Annotated in this window: 37 protein-coding genes and 1 pseudogene; 34 read left to right on the top strand and 4 right to left on the bottom strand. The window is 64.5% G+C overall.

Annotated elements, in window-relative coordinates; translation table 11 throughout:
• The 34 genes and pseudogenes from tuf to ASC91_RS06755 all read left to right on the top strand — a co-directional run.
• Nucleotides 1-1058: pseudogene (gene tuf / locus ASC91_RS06920) on the top strand (elongation factor Tu); the annotation flags it as partial.
• A 32-nt stretch (nucleotides 1059-1090) separates the two neighbouring features.
• Nucleotides 1091-1252: a hypothetical protein gene (locus ASC91_RS06915; RefSeq protein ID WP_394326313.1), complete on the top strand. Its 162-nt coding sequence runs from the start codon at nucleotides 1091-1093 to the stop codon at nucleotides 1250-1252.
• A gap of 66 nt (nucleotides 1253-1318) precedes the next feature.
• Nucleotides 1319-1630 carry a 30S ribosomal protein S10 gene (gene rpsJ / locus ASC91_RS06910; protein WP_056194266.1) on the top strand — a complete coding sequence of 104 codons (312 nt, stop codon included), beginning with the start codon at nucleotides 1319-1321 and terminating at the stop codon, nucleotides 1628-1630.
• Between the two features lie 263 nt (nucleotides 1631-1893).
• On the top strand, nucleotides 1894-2565 hold the full coding sequence (rplC, locus tag ASC91_RS06905) for a 50S ribosomal protein L3 (protein WP_056194263.1): 672 nt from the start codon (nucleotides 1894-1896) through the stop codon (nucleotides 2563-2565).
• Complete coding sequence (rplD, locus tag ASC91_RS06900; RefSeq protein ID WP_056194259.1) at nucleotides 2565-3185, top strand: 50S ribosomal protein L4; 621 nt, start codon at nucleotides 2565-2567, stop codon at nucleotides 3183-3185. Before rplC ends, rplD begins: the two co-directional genes overlap by 1 nt.
• Nucleotides 3182-3496 carry a 50S ribosomal protein L23 gene (gene rplW / locus ASC91_RS06895; RefSeq protein WP_056194256.1) on the top strand — a complete coding sequence of 105 codons (315 nt, stop codon included), beginning with the start codon at nucleotides 3182-3184 and terminating at the stop codon, nucleotides 3494-3496. Before rplD ends, rplW begins: the two co-directional genes overlap by 4 nt.
• Nucleotides 3497-4321 carry a 50S ribosomal protein L2 gene (gene rplB, locus ASC91_RS06890; protein ID WP_056194253.1) on the top strand — a complete coding sequence of 275 codons (825 nt, stop codon included), beginning with the start codon at nucleotides 3497-3499 and terminating at the stop codon, nucleotides 4319-4321. It abuts the gene before it with no gap.
• 10 nt (nucleotides 4322-4331) lie between these two features.
• Nucleotides 4332-4610: a 30S ribosomal protein S19 gene (gene rpsS, locus ASC91_RS06885; RefSeq protein WP_056194250.1), complete on the top strand. Its 279-nt coding sequence runs from the start codon at nucleotides 4332-4334 to the stop codon at nucleotides 4608-4610.
• Between the two features lie 11 nt (nucleotides 4611-4621).
• Nucleotides 4622-4951, top strand: coding sequence for a 50S ribosomal protein L22 (gene rplV, locus ASC91_RS06880; RefSeq protein ID WP_056194291.1), 330 nt, complete (start codon nucleotides 4622-4624; stop codon nucleotides 4949-4951).
• A gap of 14 nt (nucleotides 4952-4965) precedes the next feature.
• Nucleotides 4966-5829 carry a 30S ribosomal protein S3 gene (gene rpsC, locus ASC91_RS06875; RefSeq protein ID WP_056194248.1) on the top strand — a complete coding sequence of 288 codons (864 nt, stop codon included), beginning with the start codon at nucleotides 4966-4968 and terminating at the stop codon, nucleotides 5827-5829.
• 2 nt (nucleotides 5830-5831) lie between these two features.
• Nucleotides 5832-6248 (top strand): 50S ribosomal protein L16, encoded by a 417-nt coding sequence (rplP, locus tag ASC91_RS06870; RefSeq protein WP_056194244.1) that lies wholly within the window; start codon nucleotides 5832-5834, stop codon nucleotides 6246-6248.
• A gap of 10 nt (nucleotides 6249-6258) precedes the next feature.
• Nucleotides 6259-6459 (top strand): 50S ribosomal protein L29, encoded by a 201-nt coding sequence (rpmC, locus tag ASC91_RS06865; RefSeq protein ID WP_056194241.1) that lies wholly within the window; start codon nucleotides 6259-6261, stop codon nucleotides 6457-6459.
• Nucleotides 6456-6731 (top strand): 30S ribosomal protein S17, encoded by a 276-nt coding sequence (rpsQ, locus tag ASC91_RS06860; RefSeq protein WP_056194239.1) that lies wholly within the window; start codon nucleotides 6456-6458, stop codon nucleotides 6729-6731. Before rpmC ends, rpsQ begins: the two co-directional genes overlap by 4 nt.
• A gap of 93 nt (nucleotides 6732-6824) precedes the next feature.
• Nucleotides 6825-7334, top strand: a complete 510-nt coding sequence (locus ASC91_RS06855) for a peroxiredoxin (protein ID WP_056194236.1) — start codon at nucleotides 6825-6827, stop codon at nucleotides 7332-7334.
• A 263-nt stretch (nucleotides 7335-7597) separates the two neighbouring features.
• Nucleotides 7598-7966, top strand: a complete 369-nt coding sequence (rplN, locus tag ASC91_RS06850) for a 50S ribosomal protein L14 (protein ID WP_056194233.1) — start codon at nucleotides 7598-7600, stop codon at nucleotides 7964-7966.
• 23 nt (nucleotides 7967-7989) lie between these two features.
• Nucleotides 7990-8304 carry a 50S ribosomal protein L24 gene (gene rplX / locus ASC91_RS06845; RefSeq protein WP_056194230.1) on the top strand — a complete coding sequence of 105 codons (315 nt, stop codon included), beginning with the start codon at nucleotides 7990-7992 and terminating at the stop codon, nucleotides 8302-8304.
• Nucleotides 8305-8314: 10 nt separating this feature from the next.
• Nucleotides 8315-8854, top strand: a complete 540-nt coding sequence (gene rplE / locus ASC91_RS06840; protein ID WP_056194227.1) for a 50S ribosomal protein L5 — start codon at nucleotides 8315-8317, stop codon at nucleotides 8852-8854.
• 8 nt (nucleotides 8855-8862) lie between these two features.
• Entirely contained in the window at nucleotides 8863-9168 is a 306-nt protein-coding gene (gene rpsN / locus ASC91_RS06835; protein ID WP_056194224.1) for a 30S ribosomal protein S14, read from the top strand.
• Nucleotides 9169-9191: 23 nt separating this feature from the next.
• Complete coding sequence (gene rpsH, locus ASC91_RS06830) at nucleotides 9192-9587, top strand: 30S ribosomal protein S8 (protein WP_056194221.1); 396 nt, start codon at nucleotides 9192-9194, stop codon at nucleotides 9585-9587.
• Nucleotides 9588-9605: 18 nt separating this feature from the next.
• Entirely contained in the window at nucleotides 9606-10139 is a 534-nt protein-coding gene (gene rplF / locus ASC91_RS06825) for a 50S ribosomal protein L6 (RefSeq protein WP_056194218.1), read from the top strand.
• Between the two features lie 11 nt (nucleotides 10140-10150).
• The gene (gene rplR, locus ASC91_RS06820; protein WP_056194215.1) at nucleotides 10151-10510 is read left to right on the top strand and encodes a 50S ribosomal protein L18; all 360 of its coding nucleotides are present in this window, start codon (nucleotides 10151-10153) and stop codon (nucleotides 10508-10510) included.
• An 18-nt stretch (nucleotides 10511-10528) separates the two neighbouring features.
• Nucleotides 10529-11050 carry a 30S ribosomal protein S5 gene (gene rpsE, locus ASC91_RS06815; protein ID WP_056194212.1) on the top strand — a complete coding sequence of 174 codons (522 nt, stop codon included), beginning with the start codon at nucleotides 10529-10531 and terminating at the stop codon, nucleotides 11048-11050.
• Nucleotides 11051-11070: 20 nt separating this feature from the next.
• Nucleotides 11071-11253, top strand: a complete 183-nt coding sequence (gene rpmD, locus ASC91_RS06810; RefSeq protein WP_056194210.1) for a 50S ribosomal protein L30 — start codon at nucleotides 11071-11073, stop codon at nucleotides 11251-11253.
• A 25-nt stretch (nucleotides 11254-11278) separates the two neighbouring features.
• Complete coding sequence (gene rplO / locus ASC91_RS06805) at nucleotides 11279-11710, top strand: 50S ribosomal protein L15 (protein WP_056194207.1); 432 nt, start codon at nucleotides 11279-11281, stop codon at nucleotides 11708-11710.
• A 28-nt stretch (nucleotides 11711-11738) separates the two neighbouring features.
• On the top strand, nucleotides 11739-13046 hold the full coding sequence (gene secY, locus ASC91_RS06800) for a preprotein translocase subunit SecY (protein ID WP_056194205.1): 1308 nt from the start codon (nucleotides 11739-11741) through the stop codon (nucleotides 13044-13046).
• A gap of 58 nt (nucleotides 13047-13104) precedes the next feature.
• The gene (gene infA / locus ASC91_RS06795; RefSeq protein ID WP_009855680.1) at nucleotides 13105-13323 is read left to right on the top strand and encodes a translation initiation factor IF-1; all 219 of its coding nucleotides are present in this window, start codon (nucleotides 13105-13107) and stop codon (nucleotides 13321-13323) included.
• 57 nt (nucleotides 13324-13380) lie between these two features.
• The gene (rpmJ, locus tag ASC91_RS06790) at nucleotides 13381-13494 is read left to right on the top strand and encodes a 50S ribosomal protein L36 (protein WP_056194202.1); all 114 of its coding nucleotides are present in this window, start codon (nucleotides 13381-13383) and stop codon (nucleotides 13492-13494) included.
• Nucleotides 13495-13528: 34 nt separating this feature from the next.
• Nucleotides 13529-13894, top strand: a complete 366-nt coding sequence (rpsM, locus tag ASC91_RS06785) for a 30S ribosomal protein S13 (RefSeq protein ID WP_056194199.1) — start codon at nucleotides 13529-13531, stop codon at nucleotides 13892-13894.
• Between the two features lie 26 nt (nucleotides 13895-13920).
• Nucleotides 13921-14325: a 30S ribosomal protein S11 gene (gene rpsK / locus ASC91_RS06780; protein WP_056194196.1), complete on the top strand. Its 405-nt coding sequence runs from the start codon at nucleotides 13921-13923 to the stop codon at nucleotides 14323-14325.
• Between the two features lie 233 nt (nucleotides 14326-14558).
• On the top strand, nucleotides 14559-15182 hold the full coding sequence (gene rpsD / locus ASC91_RS06775) for a 30S ribosomal protein S4 (RefSeq protein WP_056194191.1): 624 nt from the start codon (nucleotides 14559-14561) through the stop codon (nucleotides 15180-15182).
• Nucleotides 15183-15320: 138 nt separating this feature from the next.
• Nucleotides 15321-16310, top strand: a complete 990-nt coding sequence (locus tag ASC91_RS06770) for a DNA-directed RNA polymerase subunit alpha (protein WP_056194188.1) — start codon at nucleotides 15321-15323, stop codon at nucleotides 16308-16310.
• Between the two features lie 135 nt (nucleotides 16311-16445).
• A complete protein-coding gene (gene rplQ, locus ASC91_RS06765; protein WP_056194184.1) occupies nucleotides 16446-16835 on the top strand; it encodes a 50S ribosomal protein L17 in 390 nt (129 codons plus the stop codon).
• Between the two features lie 161 nt (nucleotides 16836-16996).
• Nucleotides 16997-17341, top strand: coding sequence for a PRC-barrel domain-containing protein (locus ASC91_RS06760; RefSeq protein ID WP_056194183.1), 345 nt, complete (start codon nucleotides 16997-16999; stop codon nucleotides 17339-17341).
• 8 nt (nucleotides 17342-17349) lie between these two features.
• Nucleotides 17350-17544, top strand: coding sequence for a hypothetical protein (locus ASC91_RS06755; RefSeq protein ID WP_056194180.1), 195 nt, complete (start codon nucleotides 17350-17352; stop codon nucleotides 17542-17544).
• A gap of 9 nt (nucleotides 17545-17553) precedes the next feature.
• Here the strand turns inward: ASC91_RS06755 and pdeM are convergent, their stop codons facing one another.
• Genes pdeM through ASC91_RS06735 form a run of 4 tightly spaced genes read right to left on the bottom strand, consistent with a single transcriptional unit; the run spans nucleotide 17554 to nucleotide 23436 of the window.
• Nucleotides 17554-18213: a ligase-associated DNA damage response endonuclease PdeM gene (pdeM, locus tag ASC91_RS06750; RefSeq protein ID WP_056194177.1), complete on the bottom strand. Its 660-nt coding sequence runs from the start codon at nucleotides 18211-18213 to the stop codon at nucleotides 17554-17556.
• Entirely contained in the window at nucleotides 18210-20720 is a 2511-nt protein-coding gene (locus ASC91_RS06745) for a ligase-associated DNA damage response DEXH box helicase (RefSeq protein WP_235531871.1), read from the bottom strand. The genes pdeM and ASC91_RS06745 overlap by 4 nt, the downstream gene beginning before the upstream one ends.
• Nucleotides 20721-20755: 35 nt before the next feature.
• Nucleotides 20756-22399, bottom strand: a complete 1644-nt coding sequence (locus ASC91_RS06740; protein ID WP_056194170.1) for an ATP-dependent DNA ligase — start codon at nucleotides 22397-22399, stop codon at nucleotides 20756-20758.
• Nucleotides 22396-23436 (bottom strand): ligase-associated DNA damage response exonuclease, encoded by a 1041-nt coding sequence (locus tag ASC91_RS06735; protein ID WP_056194167.1) that lies wholly within the window; start codon nucleotides 23434-23436, stop codon nucleotides 22396-22398. Before ASC91_RS06735 ends, ASC91_RS06740 begins: the two co-directional genes overlap by 4 nt.
• Nucleotides 23437-23465 lie beyond the last annotated feature (29 nt).

Genomic DNA, 23465 nt, shown 5'->3' with positions numbered 1-23465 from the left:
ATCGCGACCGTGCTGTCCAAGAAGTTCGGCGGCGAGGCCAAGGCCTACGACCAGATCGACGCAGCGCCTGAAGAAAAGGCCCGCGGCATCACGATCAACACCGCYCACGTCGAGTACGAGACGGCCAACCGCCACTACGCGCACGTTGACTGCCCCGGCCACGCCGACTACGTCAAGAACATGATCACCGGTGCCGCCCAGATGGACGGCGCCATCCTGGTGTGCTCGGCCGCTGACGGCCCGATGCCCCAGACCCGCGAGCACATCCTGCTGGCTCGYCAGGTCGGCGTGAAGTTCATCATCGTCTTCCTGAACAAGTGCGACATGGTCGACGACGCCGAGCTGCTCGAGCTGGTCGAAATGGAAGTGCGCGAGCTCCTGTCCAAGTACGACTTCCCCGGCGACGACACCCCCATCATCAAGGGTTCGGCCAAGCTGGCGCTGGAAGGCGACACGGGCGACCTGGGCGAGCAAGCCATCATGCGTCTGGCCGACGCCCTGGACAACTACATCCCCCAGCCGGACCGTGCCATCGACGGCGCCTTCCTGCTGCCGGTTGAAGACGTCTTCTCGATCTCCGGCCGCGGCACCGTCGTGACCGGTCGCGTCGAGCGCGGCATCATCAAGGTCGGCGAAGAAATCGAAATCGTCGGCATCCGSGACGTGCAGAAGACCACCGTCACCGGCGTCGAAATGTTCCGCAAGCTGCTGGACCAAGGTCAAGCAGGCGACAACGTCGGCATCCTGCTGCGCGGCACCAAGCGTGAAGACGTCGAGCGCGGCCAAGTGCTGGCCAAGCCCGGCTCGATCAAGCCGCACACCCACTTCACGGCCGAGATCTACGTCTTGTCCAAGGAAGAGGGCGGCCGCCACACGCCGTTCTTCAACAACTACCGTCCCCAGTTCTACTTCCGTACCACGGACGTGACCGGTGCGGTGGAGCTGCCCAAGGACAAGGAAATGGTCATGCCCGGCGACAACGTCGGCATCACCGTGAAGCTGATCGCGCCGATCGCGATGGAAACCGGCCTGCGCTTCGCCATCCGTGAAGGTGGTCGNCCAGGTAGTAGCCGGTGAAGCCGAGCACGCCGTGGAGCTGCCCAAGGACAAGGAAATGGTCATGCCCGGCGACAACGTCGGCATCACCGTGAAGCTGATCGCGCCGATCGCGATGGAAACCGGCCTGCGCTTCGCCATCCGTGAAGGTGGTCGYACCGTCGGCTCGGGCGTCGTCGCCACGATCCTCGCGTAATTCATGCGTGACGTGCGCCGGGCGGCATCCGCTCGGTGCTCACCACCTGCTCTTTAAGGAACCGTCATGCAAAAGCAAAAGATCCGCATCCGCCTCAAGGCGTTTGATTACAAGCTGATCGACCAGTCGGCCCTCGAGATCGTCGAGACCGCCAAGCGCACCGGCGCCATCGTCAAGGGCCCCGTGCCCCTGCCGACGCGCATGGAACGTTTCGACATCCTGCGTTCGCCCCACGTCAACAAGACGAGTCGCGACCAGTTCGAGATCCGCACCCACCAGCGTCTGATGGACATCGTCGACCCGACCGACAAGACGGTTGACGCCCTGATGAAGCTCGACCTGCCCGCCGGCGTCGACGTCGAAATCAAGCTGCAGTAATTCCGAGCCTTTGGGCTTGGTAATCCAAGACCCCGGTCCTGCCTCGGCAGGCCGGGGTCTTGTCTTTTGTGCTGGGCGGGGCCTAACGCTTGCATCGGGGCAACCCCGCAGGCTATACTCACCAGCTTTTCCGGGTTGGCCTATGCCTGCTCGGATATTCGCGCGGTGTTTCGCAAGAGATCCTGCACAAGTCAGCCCGGCCAATCGATGTCGGGTGTTCGCAATAGCTTCCGAGGCGTGAGCCGACGGGGCTGGAGAAAAACATGAGTCTGAGCAACCGTCTCGGTTTGCTGGGCCGCAAGGTGGGCATGATGCGCATCTTCACGGACGATGGCGATGCCATCCCTGTGACGGTGCTGGACGTGTCCAACAACCGCGTGACCCAGGTCAAGACCCAAGAGACCGACGGCTACAGCGCCATTCAAGTGGCGTTCGGTACGCGCAAAGCTTCGCGCGTCACCAAGCCTGAAGCCGGCCACCTTGCCAAGGCAGGTGTCGAAGCCGGTGAAATCCTCAAGGAATTCCGCGTCGAAGCCGACGTCGCAGCCCAGTACCAAGCTGGCGCGACCGTTCCGGTGACGTTGTTCGCCGCCGGCCAGCTGGTCGACGTGCAGGGCACGTCCATCGGCAAGGGCTTTGCGGGCACCATCAAGCGCCACAACTTCAGCTCGCAGCGCGCGTCGCACGGTAACAGCCGTTCGCACAACGTGCCGGGCTCGATCTCGATGGCGCAAGACCCGGGCCGTGTGTTCCCGGGCAAGAAGATGACCGGCCACATGGGCGACGAAACCTGCACCACGCAGAACCTGGACATCGTGCGCGTTGACGAAGCCCGTCAACTGCTGCTGGTCCGCGGCGCGGTCCCGGGTTCCAAGAACGGCCACATCGTCGTTCGCCCGGCCGTCAAGGTCAAAGTCAAGAAGGGAGCCAACTGATGCAGCTCGAGCTCCTGAACGAGCAGGGTCAGGCCACCGCCAAGGTGGAAGCGCCTGACACCATCTTCGCTCGCGACTACAACGAAGCCCTGGTGCACCAGGTGGTCGTGGCCTTCCAGGCCAACGCCCGCCAAGGCACTCGTGCCCAGAAGGACCGTGAACAGGTTCATCACTCGACCAAGAAGCCTTTCCGCCAGAAGGGCACCGGCCGCGCTCGCGCCGGTATGACCTCGTCGCCGCTGTGGCGCGGGGGCGGTCGCATCTTCCCGAACATGCCTGACGAGAACTTCTCGCACAAGCTGAACAAGAAGATGTACCGCGCCGGCATGGCTGCGATCCTGTCGCAGCTGGCCCGCGAAGGCCGCCTGGCCGTGGTGGATTCGATCTCGATCGAAGCCCCCAAGACCAAGCTGCTGGCCGCCAAGTTCAAGGCCATGGGCCTGGACTCGGTGCTGGTCATCTCCGATGTCGTGGATGACAACCTGCTGCTGGCTTCGCGCAACCTGGCCAATGTGCTGGTCGTCGAGCCGCGCTACGCCGACCCCCTGTCGCTGGTCTTCTACAAGAAGGTGCTGGTGACCAAGGCTGCGGTCGAGCAACTCAAGGAGATGCTGGCATGAGCGCCCCCAAGTATTCCGAAGGCCGTCTGGCCTCCGTGCTGCTCGCGCCCATCGTGTCCGAAAAGGCCACGCAAGTTGCCGAGAAGCACAACCAGGTCCTGTTCAAGGTCCTGCGCGACGCCACCAAGCCCGAAATCAAGGCCGCTGTTGAACTGATGTTCAAGGTCGAGGTCGAGTCGGTCAACGTCGTCCAGGTCAAGGGCAAGACGAAGCGCTTTGGTGGCCGTGCCGGCCGCCGTGACCACGTCAAGAAGGCCTATGTGGCCCTCAAGGCCGGTCAAGAGCTCAATTTCTCCGGGGAGGCCGCGTAAATGGCCATCGTCAAAGTCAAACCTACCTCGCCCGGTCGCCGTGGCGTCGTCAAGGTGGTGCACAAGCACCTGCACAAGGGCGCGCCCCATGCAGCTTTGCTTGAGCCGCAAATCCAGAATTCGGGCCGCAACAACAACGGTCACATCACGATTCGCCACAAGGGCGGTGGTCACAAGCACCACTACCGCGTGGTCGACTTCAAGCGCAACAAGGACGGCATTCCGGCCAAGGTCGAGACCATCGAGTACGACCCGAACCGCACCGCCCACATTGCGCTGGTGGTGTACGCCGACGGCGAACGCCGCTACGTGATCGCTCCGCGCGGTCTGGAAGTGGGTTCGACCATCCTGAGCGGCGCGGAAGCCCCGATCAAGGCTGGCAACACGCTGCCGATCCGCAACATCCCGGTGGGCTCGACGATTCACTGCATCGAGCTGCAGCCTGGCAAGGGTGCCCAGATGATCCGTTCGGCCGGCACGTCTGCGGTCCTGATGGCTCGCGAAGGCGTTTACGCCCAGATCCGTCTGCGCTCCGGCGAAGTCCGCCGCGTGCACGTCGACTGCCGCGCCACCATCGGTGAAGTGAGCAACGAAGAGCACAGCCTGCGCCAGTACGGCAAGGCCGGCGCGATCCGCTGGAAGGGTATCCGTCCGACCGTTCGCGGTGTGGCGATGAACCCGGTGGATCACCCGCACGGTGGTGGCGAAGGCCGCACCGGCGAGGGCCAGGTCCCTGTGTCGCCGTGGAACACCCTGACGAAGGGCTACCGCACTCGCAACAACAAGCGCACGCAGACGTTCATCGTCTCGCGTCGCAAGAAGTAAGGGCTAGGCCATGACCCGTTCGCTGAAGAAGGGCCCCTTCGTTGACCACCATCTGATGGCCAAGGTCGACAAGGCTGTTGCCATTAAAGACAAGAAGCCCATCAAGACTTGGTCGCGCCGCTCGACGATCCTGCCCGAGTTCATCGGTCTGACGATCGCCGTGCACAACGGCAAGCAGCACGTGCCGGTTTATGTGTCTGACCAGATGGTCGGCCACAAGCTGGGTGAATTCGCACTGACCCGCACCTTCAAAGGCCATCCGGCCGACAAGAAGGCCGGGAAGAAGTAAGGATGCCGACGATGGAAACCAAAGCAATCGTTCGCGGCGTTCGCCTCTCGTGTGACAAGGGTCGCCTCGTGGCTGACCTGATCCGCGGCAAGAAGGTGGACCACGCCCTCAACATCCTGGAATTCACCCAGAAGAAGGCGGCCGTCATCATCAAGAAGGCGCTGGAAAGCGCCATCGCCAACGCCGAGCACAACGACGGCGCTGACATTGATGAACTCAAGGTCACCTCGATCTACGTCGAGCAGGGTGCCACGCTGAAGCGCTTCTCGGCTCGCGCCAAGGGTCGCGGCAACCGCATCAGCAAGCCCACCTGCCACATCTTTGTGGCTGTCGGCAACTAAGGCGCAAGAAGACTATGGGACAGAAAATCCATCCGGTTGGCTTTCGCCTTCCTGTCACCCGTAACTGGGCTTCGCGCTGGTATGCGAACAATCAGAACTTCGCCACGATGCTGGCCGAAGATCTGCGTGTTCGCGAGTACCTGAAGGCCAAGCTCAAGAATGCTGCCGTTTCGCGCATCCTGATCGAGCGCCCCGCCAAGAACGCACGCATCACGATCTACTCGGCTCGCCCGGGCGTCGTGATCGGCAAGAAGGGCGAGGACATCGAAGCGCTGAAGGCTGAACTGACCAAGCGTCTGGGCGTGCCCGTCGCCGTCAACATCGAAGAAGTGCGCAAGCCCGAAGTCGATGCTCAGCTGATCGCCGACTCGATCACCCAGCAGCTCGAGAAGCGCATCATGTTCCGCCGCGCCATGAAGCGCGCGATGCAGAACGCGATGCGTCTGGGTGCCCAGGGCATCAAGATCATGAGCGCTGGTCGTCTGAACGGCATCGAAATCGCTCGTACCGAGTGGTATCGCGAAGGTCGTGTGCCCCTGCACACCCTGAAGGCCGACATCGACTACGGCTTCTCCGAAGCCAAGACCACCTACGGCGTCATCGGCGTCAAGGTCTGGGTCTACCGCGGTGACCGTCTTGCCAATGGCGAGGCTCCAGTCATCAACACCCCCGCAGGCGCCGAAGACGATCGTCGCCCGCGCCGTAACGCCCGTCCGGGCGCTCCTGGTGGCCGTGGCCGTCCGGGTGGCGACCGTGGCCCGCGTGACGGAGCAGATCAGCCCGCTGCCGCCGCCCCCACGGGTGACGCAGCCAAGCCCGCCGCCAAGCGCGTGGTCCGCAAGGTCCCCGCAGCCGGTGGTGAGGCCAAAGGAGAATAAGCATGCTGCAACCCGCTCGTCGTAAATACCGCAAGGAGCAGAAGGGCCGCAACACGGGTGTTGCGACCCGAGGTGCTGCGGTGTCTTTCGGTGATTTCGGCCTCAAGGCCACCGAGCGCGGCCGTCTGACGGCCCGCCAGATCGAAGCGGCTCGCCGCGCGATCTCGCGCCACATCAAGCGCGGTGGTCGAATCTTCATCCGCGTGTTCCCGGACAAGCCCATCTCGCAAAAGCCTGCCGAAGTTCGGATGGGTAACGGCAAGGGCAACCCCGAGTACTACGTCGCTGAAATCCAGCCCGGCAAGGTGATCTACGAGGTTAACGGCGTTCCCGAGCAACTCGCTCGCGAGGCGTTCACGCTGGCTGCTGCCAAGCTGCCGCTGCGTTGCACCTTCGTGGCCCGCCAGGTCGGCACCTGAGGAAGACACCATGAAAGCAACTGAACTCCGCACCAAGGATGTCGCTGCCCTCGAAAAGGAAGTGACCGACTTGCTGAAGGCCCACTTCGGCCTGCGCATGCAAAAGGCCACCCAGCAGCTGACCAACCACAGCCAACTGGGCAAGACCCGCCGCGACATCGCGCGTGCCAAGACCGTCCTGGCACAAAAGAAGAAGGAGGCCACGAAATGACTGAGGCCCAAGTCCAAGCCAAGAACACGCGCACCCTGGTCGGCCGCGTGGTCAGCGACAAGCGTGCCAAGACGGTCACCGTCCTGGTCGAGCGTCGCGCCAAGCACGAGCTCTACGGCAAGATCGTGGCCCGTTCCCGCAAGTACCACGCCCATGACGAAAAGGGCGAGTACAAGATGGGTGACGTCGTCGAGATCAGCGAAGGCCGTCCGATCTCCAAGACCAAGAGCTGGGTCGTGACCCGCCTGGTCGAGAAGGCCGAGATCGTCTAAAGACACCGGTCGCATGACCGCTGCACAACCGGCACGCTGGGCAACTGGCGCGCCGGTTTTTCATTTCCGGAACACTCTCTCAGGAGCGACACCATGATCAAGGTTGGCGACAAGCTGCCCGCAGGCAGCCTGCAGGAATTCATCGAAGTGGAAGGCGAGGGCTGCTCGCTCGGCCCCAACAGCTTCGATATCGAGAAGGCCACGGCCGGCAAGACCATCGCCATCTTTGCCCTGCCGGGCGCCTACACGCCGACCTGCTCGGCCAAGCATGTGCCGGGCTACGTCGAGTCGACCGAGGCGTTGAAAGCTGCCGGTGTTGACGAGATCTGGTGCGTGTCCGTCAACGACGCCTTTGTCATGGGCGCGTGGGGTCGTGACCAGAAGACCGCCGGCAAGGTCCGCATGATGGCCGACGGTAGCGCCCAGTTCGCCCAGGCCACCGGCCTGACGCTGGACCTCACCGCCAAGGGCATGGGCGTGCGCTCGCAGCGCTACTCGATGCTGGTCAAGGATGGCGTCGTCAAGACGCTGAACGTCGAAGGCCCCGGCAAGTTCGAGGTCAGCGACGCCAGCACGATGCTGGCGCAAGCCAAGGCCGCCTAAGCAATTGGTCATTCCGCGGGCCGGCAGCAGCCGGTCCTGCAAAAACTTCTGCGACAGGCATTGACGCCCCAAGGGTTCTCACTGCATAATGCGCAGCTTCGCCGAACACCAGTGCACCTGCTACGCAGCTGCCCATGCTGGTTTCGGATCCGCCCTCAACCGTTGGGCAGCAAGTGGCGCAACGCTACAAGCTGACTGACTTACGGGCCCAAGACTGACCGACGCGCAGCTCTGCTGCAACTCGGGGCAAGTTGGGGACAGACATGATCCAAATGCAATCGCGGCTTGATGTCGCGGACAACACTGGTGCGAAGTCCGTTCAGTGCATCAAGGTGCTGGGCGGCTCCAAGCGCCGCTATGCGCACATTGGCGACATCATCAAGGTCAGCATCAAAGAAGCTGCTCCGCGTGGTCGCGTGAAGAAGGGCGAGGTCTACAGCGCCGTGGTGGTTCGTACTGCCAAGGGCGTGCGCCGCCAGGACGGCTCGCTCGTCAAGTTCGACGGCAATGCCGCCGTGCTGCTCAATGCCAAGCTGGAGCCGATCGGCACCCGCATCTTCGGCCCGGTGACGCGTGAACTGCGTACCGAGCGCTTCATGAAGATCGTGTCGCTGGCGCCCGAGGTGCTTTGAGCCCCCACTGTCTGAGGTAAGCCATGAACAAGATTCGTACCGGCGACCAGGTCATTGTGCTGACCGGCCGCGACAAGGGTAAGCGCGGCACTGTGTCCGCCCGCACTGACGACGCCCATGTGGTCGTTGACGGCATCAATGTCGTCAAGAAGCACGTCAAGCCCAACCCCATGAAGGGCACCACCGGTGGCGTCGTCGACAAGACCATGCCTATCCATCAATCCAACGTGGCGATCTTCAACGCCGCTTCCGGCAAGGCCGATCGGGTGGGCGTCAAGCTCGTCGACGGCAAGCGGGTGCGCGTGTTCAAGTCGACCGGCGAAGAGATCAAGGCTTAAGAGGTCCCTCATGGCTCGTCTTCAAACGCATTACCGCGAAAAAATCGTGCCCGGCCTGGTCGAGAAGTTCGGCTACAAGTCGGTCATGGAGGTGCCTCGCATCACCAAGATCACGCTCAACATGGGCGTGAGCGAGGCTGTCGCCGACAAGAAGGTCATGGACCACGCCGTGGGCGACCTGACCAAGATCGCCGGCCAGAAGCCCGTCGTCACGAAGTCGAAGAAGGCAATCGCCGGCTTCAAGATCCGTGACGCGGTGCCCATCGGCGCGATGGTCACCCTGCGCGGCGTCCAGATGTATGAATTCCTGGACCGCTTCGTGACGATCGCCCTGCCGCGCGTTCGCGACTTCCGGGGTATCTCCGGTCGTTCGTTCGATGGCCGTGGCAACTACAACATCGGCGTCAAAGAACAGATCATCTTCCCCGAAATCGAATACGACAAGGTGGATGCTCTGCGTGGTCTGAACATCAGCATCACGACGACTGCCAAGACGGACGACGAAGCCAAGGCTCTCCTGGCTGCGTTCAAGTTCCCGTTCAAGAACTGAGGTGATCTGTGGCTAAAACTTCCATCAAGCAACGTGAACTGAAGCGCGAAGCACTCGTCGCCAAGTTCGCGAAGAAGTACGCAGAACTGAAGGCCATCATCGACGACAGCAAGAAGTCGGATGAAGAGCGCTACGCCGCTCGCCTCGAACTGCAGAAGCTGCCCCGTAACGCCTACCCGACTCGCCTGCGCAACCGCTGCGAGCTGACCGGTCGTCCGCGTGGCACCTTCCGCAAGTTCGGCCTGGCCCGTAACAAGATTCGTGAACTGGCCTTCAAGGGCGACATCCCCGGTGTCGTCAAGGCCAGCTGGTAATCGGCCGATAGGAGTATTCGCAAATGAGCATGAGTGATCCCATCGCCGATATGCTGACCCGCATCCGCAACGCGCAGATCGTCGAAAAGACGAGCGTTGCCATGCCGTCGTCCAAGCTGAAGGTGGCGATTGCCAAAGTCCTGAAGGACGAAGGCTATATCGATGACTTCGCCGTTCGCGGCGAAGCAGCCCGCCCCGAGCTGGAAATCGCGCTGAAGTACTACGCTGGCCGTCCGGTCATCGAGCGTATCGAGCGCGTCAGCCGCCCCGGCCTGCGCATCTACAAGGGCCGCCACGACATTCCTCAGGTCATGAATGGCCTGGGTGTGGCGATCGTCACCACCCCGCAAGGTGTGATGACGGACCGCAAGGCGCGCGCTGCCGGTATCGGCGGTGAAGTGCTCTGCTACGTCGCCTAAGCGAAGGAGAGACGAACAATGTCCCGCGTAGGAAAAATGCCGGTCGCCATTCCGCAAGGCGTGGATGTGACCGTGTCTGCTGACTCGATCAGCATCAAGGGCTCGCTCGGTACGCTGGTGCGTACCGCTAACAAGCTCGTCACCGTCAAGAACGAAGCCGGCAAGCTGAGCTTCGTTCCCGCCAACGATTCGGCTGAAGCCGATGCGATGAGCGGCACGATGCGTGCGCTGGTGGCCAATATGGTCAGTGGCGTCAGCAAAGGCTTCGAGCGCAAGCTGAACCTGGTCGGCGTGGGTTTCCGCGCCCAGGCCCAGGGCCAGAAGCTCAACCTTCAGATCGGCTTCTCGCACCCCGTGGTGAAGGACATGCCGGCTGGCATCAAGGTCGAGTGCCCGACCCAGACGGAAATCGTCATCAAGGGCGCTGACCGTCAGGTCGTCGGCCAGATCGCCGCCGAGGTGCGCGCCTTCCGTCCGCCTGAGCCCTACAAGGGCAAGGGCATCCGTTATTCGGATGAGAAGGTCTCCCTCAAAGAGACCAAGAAGAAGTAAGGAGCAGCGCCATGATGACCAAGAAAGAACAACGCCTGCGTCGTTCGCGCCAGACCCGCGCTCGCATTGCGATCCAGCGCGTGGCCCGTCTGACGGTGTTCCGCTCCAACCTGCATATCTACGCCCAAGTCGTCTCGGAAGACGGCGCCAAGGTGTTGGCTGCAGCCTCCACTGCCGAGAAGTCGGTCCGCGAACAGCTGAGCAGCAACGGCGGCAACGTCGCCGCTGCCACGCTGGTGGGCAAGCTGATCGCCGAGAAGGCCAAGGCCGCTGGCGTCGAGAAGGTTGCCTTCGACCGCTCCGGTTTTGCCTACCACGGCCGTGTCAAGGCCCTGGCCGAAGCAGCCCGCGAAGCCGGCCTGCAGTTCTGACGCATCAAGGAATAAGAAATGGCAAAGTTTCAACCCCGCGGCGCTCAGGCTGAAGGCAACGACGACGGCCTGAAGGAAAAGATGATCGCGGTCAACCGCGTGACCAAGGTTGTGAAGGGTGGCCGTACGCTGTCCTTCGCCGCTCTGACCGTGGTCGGTGATGGCGATGGCCGCATCGGCATGGGCAAGGGCAAGGCCAAGGAAGTGCCGGTCGCCGTGCAGAAGGCCATGGAGTCGGCTCGCCGCAACATGGTCAAGGTCAGCCTGAAGAACGGCACCATCCACCACAACGTGGTGGGCGAGCACGGTGCTGCACACGTCATCATGGCCCCGGCTCCTGCCGGTACCGGCGTCATCGCCGGCGGCCCGATGCGCGCCGTCTTCGAAGTGATGGGCGTGACCGACATCGTGACCAAGAGCCACGGTTCGACCAACCCTTACAACATGGTCCGCGCCACGCTGGACGCTCTGAAGCGTTCAACCACGCCGGCCTCTGTCGCAGCCAAGCGCGGCAAGACTGTTGAAGAAATCTTCAACTGATCGCCCAAGCGGAGCACAAGATGTCTGACAAGAAAACCGTGACGGTCAAGCTGGTGCGTAGCCCCATCGGCTGCCGCGCCTCGCACCGTGCCACCGTGGTCGGCCTGGGTCTGCGTCGGCTGAACAGCCAGAGCACCCTGGAAGACACGCCCGCAGTGCGCGGCATGATCAACAAGATCGCTTATCTGGTGCAAGTGCTCTAAGCGCGGCACACAAGAGGACAAGACGATGGAACTCAACACGATCAAGCCCGCTGAGGGCTCCAAGCATGCCAAGCGCCGTGTCGGCCGCGGCATCGGCTCGGGCCTGGGCAAGACCGCAGGTCGTGGCCACAAGGGCCAGAAGTCCCGCGCTGGTGGCTACCACAAGGTCGGCTTCGAAGGCGGCCAGATGCCGCTGCAACGTCGCCTGCCCAAGCGTGGCTTCAAGTCGCTGACGCTGAAGTACAGCGTCGAGATCAACCTGTCGGACCTGCAAGGTCTGGCCGGCGAAGAGATCGACGTGTCGACGCTGAAGGCGGTCGGCCTGGTGCCCCAACTGGCTAAGTCAGTCAAGGTCATCCTGTCCGGCGCCATCGAGCGCAAGGTCACGCTGAAGGGCGTGAACGCCACGAAGGGCGCCAAGGCGGCCATCGAGGCGGCCGGCGGCTCGGTCGCTTAATTCACAGCGCACAAGGAACTGATCCAGCGTGGCTACCAACGCGAATCAGCTGGCCAAGAGCGGCAAGTTCGGCGACCTGCGTCGTCGGCTTGTGTTCCTGCTGCTGGCTCTGGTCGTCTACCGCATCGGGGCGCATATCCCCGTGCCCGGTATCGACCCGAACCAGCTGGCCCAATTCTTCAAGGGCCAGGCCGGTGGCATCCTGAGCCTGTTCAACATGTTCTCGGGCGGCGCGCTGTCGCGCTTCACCGTGTTCGCGTTGGGCATTACGCCTTACATCTCGGCGTCCATCGTTTTACAGCTGATGACCTACGTCGTGCCGACGCTGGAACAGCTGAAGAAGGAAGGCGAAGCCGGGCGTCGCAAGATCACCCAGTACACGCGTTATGCGACGCTGGGTCTGGCTCTGTTCCAGAGCCTGTCGATCGCATTGGCGCTGGAAGGCTCTGCTGGCCTGGTGCTGAACCCTGGTTTCGGCTTCCGCCTGACCGCAGTGTCCAGCCTGGTGGCCGGCACGATGTTCCTGATGTGGCTGGGTGAGCAGATCACCGAGCGCGGTCTGGGCAATGGCATCTCGATCCTGATCTTCGGCGGTATCGCCGCGGGTCTGCCGGGTGCGATCGGTGGCCTGTTCGAGCTGGTGCGTACCGGTGCGATGGGTTACGGCTCGGCGCTGATCGTGATCTCGCTGGTCGTGCTGGTGACCTTCGCCGTGGTCTTCGTCGAACGTGGCCAACGCAAGATCCTCGTGAACTATGCGAAGCGCCAGGTCGGCAACAAGGTCTACGGCGGCCAGTCGTCGCACCTGCCGCTGAAGCTGAACATGTCCGGCGTGATCCCGCCGATCTTCGCCTCGTCGATCATCCTGCTGCCGACAACGGTGGTGAGCTGGTTCGCGACGGGTGATGGTCTGCGCTGGTTGAAGGACCTGGCCGGCATGGTCAGCCCGGGTCAGCCGATCTATGTGCTGCTGTATTCGGCTGCCATCGTGTTCTTCTGCTTCTTCTACACGGCGCTGGTGTTCAACAGTCGTGAGACCGCAGACAACCTGAAGAAGAGTGGCGCGTTCATTCCGGGCATTCGTCCGGGTGAGCAGACCGCCAAGCACATCGACAAGATCCTTTCGCGGCTCACGCTGGCTGGTGCGATCTACATCACGCTGGTCTGCCTGCTGCCCGAATTCCTGACGCTGAAGTACAACGTTCCGTTCTACTTCGGTGGCACTTCCCTGTTGATCATCGTCGTCGTGACGATGGACTTCTGGGCCCAGGTGCAGAGCTACATCATGAGTCAGCAGTACGAGTCACTGCTGAAGAAGGCCAGCTTCAAGCCCTGAGGGCGCGGAGCTGATCGTTAACCAAGATTGATTCCAACAACAATCCTGAACGTACGGCATGGCGAAAGACGACGTCATTCAAATGCAGGGCGAGATTCTTGAGAACCTCCCCAACGCCACGTTCAGAGTCAAGTTGGAGAACGGGCATGTCGTTCTCGGTCACATCTCCGGCAAGATGCGGATGCACTACATCCGCATCCTGCCTGGCGACAAAGTGACCGTAGAGCTGACACCCTACGATTTGAGTCGTGCTCGCATCGTGTTCCGGGCGAAGTGAGCTGTTTGAACCCCCGGACGCGTGTGAGCGCAAAGAAGTTAGGCCAAGGAGCAGACCATGAAAGTTTCGGCATCCGTTAAGCAGATGTGCCGCAATTGCAAGATCATCCGCCGCAAGGGCGTGGTGCGTGTGATCTGCACCGACCCGCGCCACAAGCAGCGCCAGGGCTGAGCCCCAGCTCGCACGACAGGACTAGAGGACAACCATGGCACGTATTGCTGGTATCAACATTCCGCCGCAAAAGCACACTGAGATCGGTCTGACCTCGATCTACGGCATTGGCCGTACGACCGCTCAGCAGATCTGCACGAACTGCGGCATTCCGTTCGACAAGAAGGTCAAGGACCTGAACGACGGCGATCTCGAAAAGATCCGTGACGAGGTCAACAAGTTGACCATCGAAGGTGACCTGCGCCGTGAGCAGTCCATCAACATCAAGCGTCTGATGGACCTCGGTTGCTACCGCGGCTTCCGTCACCGCCGTGGCCTGCCGATGCGTGGTCAACGCACCCGTACGAATGCCCGTACCCGCAAGGGTCCGCGCAAGTCGGCTGCGACCGGCAAGAAGTAAGCTGCCCGAACTGAAAGAAGCTCATCATGGCAAAAGCACCCAACAATTCGGCTGCCCAGCGGGTTCGCAAGAAGGTCCGCAAGAACGTTGCAGACGGCATCGCGCACGTCCACGCCTCGTTCAACAACACCATCATCACCATCACTGACCGTCAAGGCGGCGCCCTGTCGTGGGCTTCGTCGGGTGGCCAAGGCTTCAAGGGCTCGCGCAAGTCGACCCCCTTTGCAGCCCAGGTGGCAGCTGAAGTGGCTGGCCGCGCTGCACAAGAGCAGGGCATCAAGAACCTCGACGTCAAGATCAAGGGCCCCGGCCCGGGTCGTGAGTCGTCGGTTCGCGCCCTGGCAGCGCTGGGCATTCGCATCAACTCGATCTCTGACGTGACGCCCGTGCCGCACAACGGCTGCCGTCCGCAGAAGCGTCGCCGTATCTGATCCCATTCACCTCCAGGTGACAGGGACATTGCAGATTCGGATGGCGGTGCGATAATCGCGCGTTTTCCCGGAGCCGGCGGGCACTTTGTGCCGCGCCGGCTTCAGTCTTGAGTCGATCTCATTTTCGAGACGGCTCATAAGCCCACCGTCCAAGCCCATAAAAACACCGGCTGGACTCGCGTCAACAACCTCGGATTTGAGGCTTGGCGTCAGATTGAACAAGGACACGCAAAGTGGCACGTTACCTCGGCCCCAAGGGCAAACTTTCCCGCCGCGAAGGCACCGACCTCTACCTGAAGAGCGCCCGCCGCGCCATCAGCGACAAGGTCAAGTTCGACTCCAAGCCCGGCCAGCACGGCCGCACCTCCGGCCAACGCACGTCCGACTTCGGCCTGCAGCTGCGCGAGAAGCAGAAGGTCAAGCGCATGTACGGCGTGCTGGAGCGCCAGTTCCGCCGCTACTTCGCCGAAGCCGAGCGCCGCAAGGGCTCGACCGGCGTGAACCTGCTGCAGCTGCTGGAATCGCGTCTGGACAACGTCGTCTACCGCATGGGCTTCGGCTCCACCCGCGCAGAAGCCCGCCAGCTGGTTTCGCACAAGGGCGTCACGGTGAACGGCGAGGTCGTCAACATCGCTTCCTACCTGGTCAAGGCCGGTGACACCGTCGCCGTGCGCGACAAGGCCAAGAAGCAATTGCGCGTCACCGAGTCGTTCAAGCTCGCTGATTCCATCGGCCTGCCGGCCTGGGTCAGCGTCGACGGCACCAAGCTCGAAGGCGTGTTCAAGAAGGCTCCGGACCGCGATGAGTTCGGCGCCGAGATCAACGAATCGCTGATCGTCGAGTTGTACTCGCGTTAATGATTTCCCCCGCCGACCACGCCTGCTTTGGGCGCGGTCGGCGTTTCCTCGTCCGGGCTTTTGCCCTTCGTAGGCTCTGCCCGGCTGGTCCTCAGCCTTATCGGTGTAACGAACCGAGGGTATTGAAAGAAAGACCTCATGCAAACCAACTTGCTCAAACCCAAGTCCATCAACGTGGAGCCCCTGGGCGGTCATCGCGCCAAGGTCACCCTGGAGCCGTTCGAACGCGGCTACGGTCACACCCTGGGCAACGCCCTGCGCCGTGTGCTGCTCTCGTCGATGGTGGGGTATGCGCCGACGGAAGTGACGATTGCCGGCGTGCTCCACGAGTACTCGGCCATCGACGGCGTGCAAGAGGACGTGGTTCACATCATGCTGAACCTCAAGGGCGTCGTCTTCCGCCTGCACAACCGTGAAGAAGTGACCCTGGTCCTGCGCAAGGAAGGCGAAGGCCCCGTCACCGCGGCCGACATCCAGACCCCGCACGACGTCGAGATCATCAATCCCGAGCACGTCATTGCCCACCTGTCGCAGGGCGGCAAGCTCGACATGCAGATCAAGGTCGAGAAGGGCCGTGGCTATGTGCCCGGCACGATGCGCCGCTTCGGCGACGAGCCGACCAAGAGCATCGGCCGCATCGTCCTGGACGCCTCGTTCTCGCCCGTCAAGCGCGTCAGCTACGCCGTCGAAAACGCCCGCGTCGAGCAGCGTACCGACCTGGACAAGCTGGTCATGGAAATCGAAACCAACGGCGCCATCTCGCCCGAGGAAGCGATCCGTGCTTCGGCCAAGATCCTGGTTGAGCAACTGGCCGTCTTCGCCCAGCTGCAAGGCACCGACCTGGTCGACGCCTTCGACCAGCCGGCCCAGCGCTCCAGCAGCTTCGACCCGATCCTGCTGCGCCCGGTCGACGAACTCGAGCTCACCGTGCGTTCGGCCAACTGCCTGAAGGCCGAAAACATCTACTACATCGGCGATCTGATCCAGCGCACCGAGACCGAGCTGCTGAAGACCCCGAATCTGGGTCGCAAGTCGCTCAACGAAATCAAGGAAGTGCTGGCTTCGCGCGGCCTCACCCTCGGCGCCCGCCTGGAAAACTGGCCCCCGCAAGGCCTGGACAAGCGGTAATCCGCTTCGCTCGAACAGAAAAGACGGCCTGAAGGCCGTCATCGGATGACAAACGCACTTTGGTGCGTTTGATCGTGCAACCAGCAGTACCTGATCCGGCTGCTGGCATTAACAAAGTGAAAAAGGAATAGCACCATGCGTCACCGTAACGGCCTCCGTAAACTCAACCGCACCAGCGCCCACCGCGCTGCGATGCTGCGCAATATGTGCGTGTCTCTGCTCGAGCACGAAGCCATCAAGACCACGGTCCCCAAGGCCAAGGAACTGCGCCGCGTCGTTGAGCCCCTCATCACGCTCGCCAAGGAACCCACGCTGGCCAACCGCCGCCTGGCTTTCGACCGCCTGCGCGACCGCGACATCGTCAGCAAGCTGTTCAACGTACTGGGCCCGCGCTTCGCGGCTCGTCCGGGCGGCTACACCCGCATCCTGAAGATGGGCTTCCGCGTCGGCGACAACGCGCCCATGGCTTTCGTTGAGCTGGTGGATCGCGCCGAAGGCGAGACCGCTGGCGAAGCCGTCGAATAAGTTCAGCCCGCGCTGATCCATGAAGCCCGCCTCGTGCGGGCTTTTTCATGGGCGCTCGCGGCGTCGGCCCCCTCCTACGCGCAAGGCAAACCCAGCCTGACGACACCGCGGCCCCGGCGCGCGCACAGTGGAACGCCGCTTCCACTTCGCACGAACCCGCCATGAGCCTCCATCCCACCATCTCCTCGGCCAAGGTCGAGGGCACCGCGGTCTACGACCTCGCCGGCGACAAGCTCGGCGCCATCGACGACCTCGTCATCGACAAGCGCACCGGCCATGTGCGTTATGCCGCACTGGAATTCGGCGGCTTTCTCGGCCTGGGTACCGACCGCTACCCGTTGCCCTGGGACATGCTGAAGTACGACACCAGCAAGGATGGCTATGTCGTCAACCTGGATCGCGACCTGCTGACCGATGCGCCGCGGTACGCCAAGGACGCAGTGCCGGCCTACACCGAGGACTACGGCCGCAGCGTCTATACCCACTACGGCTTCAACTGGCAGTGAGGCGCACCATGAGCAAGTCCCATCTTGGCCACAGCCACAGCCACAACGCCCAGTCCGGCCCCGTGACGCACACCGCCAGCGAATTCGCCACAACCAAGGCCACCCAAGGGCAGACGCTGACCAAGCAGGCCAAGGCGCCGGCGCGCCAGAAAGACGGCACGGCGCGTGAAGCACCCCAGGGCCCGCCTCAGCACAAGATCTGACCAGCCGCGTTAACGGCGCAAAGGCAGCCAGTGCAGATCGCCGTCGCCAAGCACCGCCACTTGCGCGCTGTGCCGGGCAAGGTCCGCGCGCCGCAGCGTCAGCGCACCGGTGAGGCCGCCGAAGGCCGGCAGCACCAGGGCGTGCGGGTAGCGCACGAAGCAAGGCCGGCGCAGTCGGTCCCCCGCACGGCTGGCGATGACGACGGCGGGGTGCCAATGCCCTGCAAGCGTGAAGCCCGCTGCGCCGGGTGGCGGTGGCTCATGCGCGGCTGTCAAAGGGCCTAACGCCCATGCCGTGCTGACAACCTCCATCGGCAAGCCGGGCGGATGAATGCGCCGGTCGTGGTTGCCGAGTACCAGCACGGTCGGTACGCGTCGCGCAAAGCCGTCGACCGATTCGAGCAGGGCCGGCGTCAGCCCCTCGGCGCTGTGCCAGAAATCACCCAGCACGACGAGTCGAGTCGCGCGGTGCGTCGCTACCAGCGCTTCCAGCCGCGCCAGTGTGCGCGCGCTGCTGCCAGCCGGCACCGCCTGCCCCTGCGCACGAAAGGCAGCGCCCTTGCCCAGGTGCAGGTCGGCAGCGAACAGCGTGCGCGCGGTGGGCCACCAGACCGCGCCATCCGGTAGCAGCCACAAGGTCTCGCCGGCAGCTTCGATGCTGAGGCTCACCGCCGCCCCCGCCGCGCACCACTGCGTTTAGCGGTCTTGTCGCTCTCCTGCGCGAAGGCCAGCGGCGCGCCCACGTCCAGCGGCGCCGCGCCTCCGCCCGCCGCCGCCTCCAGCTCCGCCAGCATGCGTGTCAGCCGCTGCGCCAGCGACTCGGTCGTCACCCGTTCGCGCAGCATCTCCACCAGCAGCGGAAAGGCCAGCGGCGAGGTCTGCTTTGGCCGCTGCAAGTCCAGCGGCATTGCAGCCAGCCGGTCCAGCGTGCGCGCCAGCGAGTCCTCGTCCAGCTCGGCCGACAGCAGCTCCTCCTCGGCCTGGCGCAGCAGGCGGTTGCCCGGGTCGTGCTGGCGAAAGACATCGAAGTACAGCGAGCTCGATGCCTGTAGCTGGCGTTGGCTGCGCACCTCGCCGGGATGGCTCTGGAAGATCAGCCCCGAGATGCGCGCGATCTGCCGGAAGCGCCGCCGCGCCAGCTCGCTGGCGTTGATGCTGGCCAGCACCTCCTGGCGCAGCGTGTGGCGATCGACGGCCGCAAGCAGCTGCGGCAGGCGCGTGGCCCAGTCGACGTCGGTGGCGCTGAGCAGCTCCATGCCGTATTCGTTGATGGCGACGGTGAAGGTGGCCGGCGTGTCGCGCCCCACGCGCCAGGCCAGCAGCCAGGCCAGGCCCAGGTGCACCGTGCGGCCGGCAAAGGGGTAGAGGAAGAGGTGGTGGCCGTCCGACGAGGTCTGCACCTCGGCCAGCAGCCGCTGCGGCCCGGGCAGGGCCGACCACTCGGCCTGCAGCTTCAGCAGCGGTGCGACGAAGCGCATCTCCTTGTCCAGATAGCGACCCTGCGCCGCTTCATCGAAGCGCTCCAGCATCGCATCGGCCAGCGTGTCGGAGATCGGGAACTGCCCGCCGTTCCAGCGCGGCAGCAGCGCGCGGCCCGGCTTGCCGATGCGCACATAGGCGGTCAGCCCCTCGACGCGCACCAGCTCCAGCGCCCGGCCACCCAGCAGGAAGACATCGCCGGGCTTGAGCCGCGCGATGAAGCTCTCCTCCACCGTCGCGATGCGCCCCCCGCCCAGGAACTGCACGCTCATCATGGCATCCGACACGATGGTGCCGATGTTGCTGCGGTGGCGCCGCGCCAGCCGCACGTCCGGCACACGCCACACGCCCTCGTCGTCGGGCACGACACGCTGGAAGTCCGGGTAGGCGCGCAGGCTCTCGCCGCCATGGCGCACAAAGGCCAGGGCCCATTGCCAGGCCTCGTCGCTCAAGCCGCGATAGCTCGGCGCTGTACGCACCTCGGCCAGCAACTGCTCGGGCCGGAAGCCTCCGCCCAGTGCCACCGTCACGAGATGCTGCACAAGCACATCCAGCGGCGCCACCGGCGCGTGGCGCGGCTCGATGCGGCCGGCCTCCACGGCGGCGCGCAGGGCCGAGGCCTCGACGATCTCCAGGCTGTGCGTCGGCACCATGGTCACGCGCGAGCGGCGCCCCGGCGCATGGCCGCTGCGACCGGCGCGCTGCAGCAGGCGGGCCACGCCCTTGGCCGAGCCGATCTGCAGCACCTGGTCCACCGGCAGGAAGTCCACGCCCAGGTCCAGGCTGGCCGTGCAGACGACGGCCTTGAGCTGGCCGGCCTTCATCGCCGCCTCTACCCAACGCCGCAGCTCGGCATCGATGGAGCCGTGATGCAGCGCGATCGCGCCGGCCCAGTCGGGCCGTGAGTCCAGCAGCGCCTGGAACCAGCGCTCGCTCTGAGAGCGCGTGTTGGTGAACACCAAGGTGCTGGCCGCCTTGTCGATCAGCTCGGCGACGGCCGGCAGCATGGTCAGACCCATGTGGCCGCCCCAGGCGAAGCGCTCGATGCGAGCGGGCAGCAGCGTCGCGATGTCGATCTTCTTGTCCTGGGCGCCGCGCACCAGCACCGCCTCCGGCGCCAGCACGTCACGCGCCTCGTCGAGATTGGCCAGCGTGGCCGACAGGCCCCAGGTCATCAGCGCCGGGTTCCAGTGCCGCAGCCGCGCCAGCGCCAGCTGCAGTTGCACGCCGCGTTTGGTGCCCAGCAATTCATGCCATTCATCGACGACGACCAAGCGCACCCGCTTCAGGATGTCCGGGGCGTCAGCGCGGGAGAGCATCAGGCTCAGGGATTCGGGCGTCGTGACGAGGCCGGTGGGCCAGCGGCGCTGTTGCGAGGCGCGCTCGCTGGTGGATGTGTCGCCGGTGCGTGCGGCCAGCGTCCAGTCCGGCGCGAGCGCAGACGCCGCGTCCTGCAGGGCTAGCAGCGTGTCGTGGCTGAGCGCGCGCATCGGGGTCACCCAGAGCACGGTCAGCGAAGCTTCCTTGGCACCGAACGCCTGCAGCGCGCCGAGCCAGACGGCGAGAGTCTTGCCGGAGCCGGTGGTGGCATGCAGTAGGCCGGAGTGGCCGGCTTTCATTTCCTTCCAGACGTTCTTTTGGAAGGGGAAGGGCTTCCAGCCCTTGCTTTCAAGCCATGCTGTGGTCGGGTTAGGCATCAGATGTTTTTGCCTCGTCGCAAAAGCAACCAACATCACGCCACCGCATCCATCAAGGCCCTCAACGACGCCAACGTATCCGCCTCCCACAACGGCTTGTCCTCCCGAATCCTCAGCATCCGCGGAAACCTTACCGCGATCCCGCTCTTGTGCCGCGTACTCGCCTGAATGCCCTCGAAGCCCAGCTCGAACACCATCGTCGGCCGCACGCGCCGCACCGGCCCGAACTTCTCCACCGTAGTCTTGCGGATCTCGCGGTCCACGCCCTTGATCTCCTCGTCGGTCAGCCCCGAGTAGGCCTTCGCAAACGGCACCAGCATCAGCTCGCCGCCTGTCGAATCGAGCGCGGCCTCGGCCTCCGCCGCATCCCGCGGCGCGCGATTCCAGACGGCAAAGCTGTAGTCGGTATAGAGGTTGGCACGGCGGCCATGGCCGGCCTGGGCGTAGATCAACACGGCATCCACGCTCAGCGGTGCGACCTTCCACTTCCACCAAGCGCCGACGGTGCGGCCGATGCCATAGGCTGACTCACGGTGCTTCAGCATCAGGCCTTCGACACGACGCTCGCGCGAGCCTTCGCGGGCGGCGGCTAGGTCAGACCATTCGTCCGCTTCCACCAGCGGCGATGTCGCGATGCCCAACTGCTCCAGCCGCGCGCGACGGATGTGCATGGGCTCCTGCCGCCGATCAACCCCGTCGCTCTCCAGCAGGTCATAAGCCAGCAGCCGCACCGGCGCCTCGGCCAGGATGGCCTTGGACAGCTTGGTGCGGCCGATGCGCTTTTGCAGCAGCGCGAAGGGCGCCGGCTCCGCCTCGCCGTGCCGCCAAGCCAGCAGTTCGCCGTCGACGACGGTGCCGTCCGGCCAGGTGCTCGCTTCCAGCACCACCTCCGGAAAGCGTTCCGTCACCAGCTCCTCGCCGCGCGACCAGATCCACGCCTGGCCGTTGCGCTTGACCACCTGGGCGCGGATGCCGTCGTACTTCCATTCCGCCAGCCAGTCGCCGCGCTCGCCCAGCGCAGCGGGCTCGCCGGGCAGCGCATGCGCCAGGAAGAAGGGGTAGGGCTGGCCGCCACGAGAGCCGCTTGTGTCCTCGGCCAGCAGCGCCTGGAAGCGCGCGGCCGTCGGCGGCGTGTCGATCTGGGTGTAGCCCATCATGTGCTGCGCGATGCCGGCCGCGTCGGCCCCAGACCACTCGGCCAGCGCCCGCTGCACCAGCAGCTTGCTGACACCGACGCGAAAGCCCCCGCCCACCAGCTTGACGAACATGAAGCGCTCGTCCGCCGACAGGCCCTGCCACGCGCTCAACACGGCCTCGCGTCGCGCCGCTGCGTCGAGCGCACGCAGCGGCAGGATGCGCTGCTCCATCCAGTCGGCCAGCGGCTCGTCGAGCTTGTCCTGCGGGTCGGGAAGCACGTAAGCGATGGCCTCCGCCAGGTCGCCGGTGACGGCATAGCCGGCCTCGAACAGCCACTCCGGCAAACCCGCCGCCTCGCAGGCCAGTGCTCGCAGCTCGCTCGTGGGCACCGCTCGGCGCGGCGTGCCGCCGGCCAGCAGATAGACGGCCCAGGCCGCATCACGCGCGGGCGCGTCGGCCAGGTAGCGTTTCAATGCCGCCACCTTGGCCAGTGTGGACGTGCTGGCGTCGATGGCGAGGTAGAGGGCGACAAAGCGCTTCATTGCGCCGCCTCCACGCCATGCGTCTCGTCGCCGTACTCGGTCGCAAAGGCCTCGGCCTGCAGGCCCAGTTCGCTCAGGTAGCGCACCAGCGCGCCTTCGTCGCCATGCGTGACGATGACGCGCTGGGCGCCGGTCGATTGAATGGCCGACAGCAGCCCCGGCCAGTCCGCGTGGTCGCTGAAGACGAAGCCGCGGTCCACGCTGCGGCGCCGGCGGGCGCCGCGCAACCGCATCCAGCCGCTGGCAAAGGCGTCGCTGTGCGGCCCCAGCGCTTTGGCCCAGCGACTGTCCTGCACGGCCGGCGGTGCGATGACGAGCGCGCCGCGCAGCGCCTTGAAGTTCGTTTCCGGCGTCACGGTCTCCACCTCCGGCAGGGCCACGCCCGCCGCGCGATAGGCCTCGTTCAGCCGCGCAACCGCTGCATGCACCAGCACCGGCCCAGGTGCGTCCGCGGTTGCCAGCCCCGCCACCAGCCGCTGCGCCTTGCCCAGGCTGTAGCCCATCAGCAGCGCCTGCTTGCCCTGGGCCGCGCAATCGGCCCACCAGGTGCGCATCTCGGCCAGCACCTCGGTCTGCGGTGCCCAGCGGTAGATGGGCAGGGCAAAGGTGGCTTCGGTGATGAAGACATCGCAGCGCACCGGCTCGAAGGGCGCGCAGGTGGTGTTGGCCTCCCCCTCAGCATTCACCGCGCCGCTGACGAAGTAATCGCCCGACACGACCCAGACCTCGCCGCGGTGTTCCACCCGCACCTGGGCCGAGCCCAGCACATGGCCGGCAGGGTGCAGGCTGACGGTTACCTCGCCCAGTTGCAACGGCTCGCCATAGGCCAGGCCCTGGAAGGCCATGTCGGGACCCATGCGGGAGCGCATCAGCCCTTCGGCGTCGCTGTGGGCGAGGTAGGCGCCGTGGCCCTCGCGGCAATGGTCGGCATGGGCGTGGGTGATGACGGCACGCGCCACCGGCCGCCAGGGGTCGATATGAAAGCCGCCCGCCTCGCAATACAGGCCCTCGGGGCGGCGGGTGATCAAGTCAGCCATGGACCCAGTGTGCCCAGGTCGGCGCAGCA

Origin of the sequence: Pelomonas sp. Root1237, from assembly GCF_001425055.1 — a bacterium.
Classification (GTDB): domain Bacteria; phylum Pseudomonadota; class Gammaproteobacteria; order Burkholderiales; family Burkholderiaceae_C; genus Pelomonas.
This window is presented reverse-complemented; position numbering and strand designations above follow the sequence as displayed.

Coding starts and splice junctions, on each gene's coding strand:
- rpsJ (WP_056194266.1), top strand. CDS start 1,319: ATGCAAAAGCAAAAGATCCGCATCCGCCTCAAGGCGTTTGATTACAAG.
- rplC (WP_056194263.1), top strand. CDS start 1,894: ATGAGTCTGAGCAACCGTCTCGGTTTGCTGGGCCGCAAGGTGGGCATG.
- rplD (WP_056194259.1), top strand. CDS start 2,565: ATGCAGCTCGAGCTCCTGAACGAGCAGGGTCAGGCCACCGCCAAGGTG.
- rplW (WP_056194256.1), top strand. CDS start 3,182: ATGAGCGCCCCCAAGTATTCCGAAGGCCGTCTGGCCTCCGTGCTGCTC.
- rplB (WP_056194253.1), top strand. CDS start 3,497: ATGGCCATCGTCAAAGTCAAACCTACCTCGCCCGGTCGCCGTGGCGTC.
- rpsS (WP_056194250.1), top strand. CDS start 4,332: ATGACCCGTTCGCTGAAGAAGGGCCCCTTCGTTGACCACCATCTGATG.
- rplV (WP_056194291.1), top strand. CDS start 4,622: ATGGAAACCAAAGCAATCGTTCGCGGCGTTCGCCTCTCGTGTGACAAG.
- rpsC (WP_056194248.1), top strand. CDS start 4,966: ATGGGACAGAAAATCCATCCGGTTGGCTTTCGCCTTCCTGTCACCCGT.
- rplP (WP_056194244.1), top strand. CDS start 5,832: ATGCTGCAACCCGCTCGTCGTAAATACCGCAAGGAGCAGAAGGGCCGC.
- rpmC (WP_056194241.1), top strand. CDS start 6,259: ATGAAAGCAACTGAACTCCGCACCAAGGATGTCGCTGCCCTCGAAAAG.
- rpsQ (WP_056194239.1), top strand. CDS start 6,456: ATGACTGAGGCCCAAGTCCAAGCCAAGAACACGCGCACCCTGGTCGGC.
- ASC91_RS06855 (WP_056194236.1), top strand. CDS start 6,825: ATGATCAAGGTTGGCGACAAGCTGCCCGCAGGCAGCCTGCAGGAATTC.
- rplN (WP_056194233.1), top strand. CDS start 7,598: ATGATCCAAATGCAATCGCGGCTTGATGTCGCGGACAACACTGGTGCG.
- rplX (WP_056194230.1), top strand. CDS start 7,990: ATGAACAAGATTCGTACCGGCGACCAGGTCATTGTGCTGACCGGCCGC.
- rplE (WP_056194227.1), top strand. CDS start 8,315: ATGGCTCGTCTTCAAACGCATTACCGCGAAAAAATCGTGCCCGGCCTG.
- rpsH (WP_056194221.1), top strand. CDS start 9,192: ATGAGCATGAGTGATCCCATCGCCGATATGCTGACCCGCATCCGCAAC.
- rplF (WP_056194218.1), top strand. CDS start 9,606: ATGTCCCGCGTAGGAAAAATGCCGGTCGCCATTCCGCAAGGCGTGGAT.
- rplR (WP_056194215.1), top strand. CDS start 10,151: ATGATGACCAAGAAAGAACAACGCCTGCGTCGTTCGCGCCAGACCCGC.
- rpsE (WP_056194212.1), top strand. CDS start 10,529: ATGGCAAAGTTTCAACCCCGCGGCGCTCAGGCTGAAGGCAACGACGAC.
- rpmD (WP_056194210.1), top strand. CDS start 11,071: ATGTCTGACAAGAAAACCGTGACGGTCAAGCTGGTGCGTAGCCCCATC.
- rplO (WP_056194207.1), top strand. CDS start 11,279: ATGGAACTCAACACGATCAAGCCCGCTGAGGGCTCCAAGCATGCCAAG.
- infA (WP_009855680.1), top strand. CDS start 13,105: ATGGCGAAAGACGACGTCATTCAAATGCAGGGCGAGATTCTTGAGAAC.
- rpmJ (WP_056194202.1), top strand. CDS start 13,381: ATGAAAGTTTCGGCATCCGTTAAGCAGATGTGCCGCAATTGCAAGATC.
- rpsM (WP_056194199.1), top strand. CDS start 13,529: ATGGCACGTATTGCTGGTATCAACATTCCGCCGCAAAAGCACACTGAG.
- rpsK (WP_056194196.1), top strand. CDS start 13,921: ATGGCAAAAGCACCCAACAATTCGGCTGCCCAGCGGGTTCGCAAGAAG.
- ASC91_RS06770 (WP_056194188.1), top strand. CDS start 15,321: ATGCAAACCAACTTGCTCAAACCCAAGTCCATCAACGTGGAGCCCCTG.
- rplQ (WP_056194184.1), top strand. CDS start 16,446: ATGCGTCACCGTAACGGCCTCCGTAAACTCAACCGCACCAGCGCCCAC.
- ASC91_RS06760 (WP_056194183.1), top strand. CDS start 16,997: ATGAGCCTCCATCCCACCATCTCCTCGGCCAAGGTCGAGGGCACCGCG.
- ASC91_RS06755 (WP_056194180.1), top strand. CDS start 17,350: ATGAGCAAGTCCCATCTTGGCCACAGCCACAGCCACAACGCCCAGTCC.
- ASC91_RS06745 (WP_235531871.1), bottom strand. CDS start 20,720: ATGCCTAACCCGACCACAGCATGGCTTGAAAGCAAGGGCTGGAAGCCC.
- ASC91_RS06740 (WP_056194170.1), bottom strand. CDS start 22,399: ATGAAGCGCTTTGTCGCCCTCTACCTCGCCATCGACGCCAGCACGTCC.
- ASC91_RS06735 (WP_056194167.1), bottom strand. CDS start 23,436: ATGGCTGACTTGATCACCCGCCGCCCCGAGGGCCTGTATTGCGAGGCG.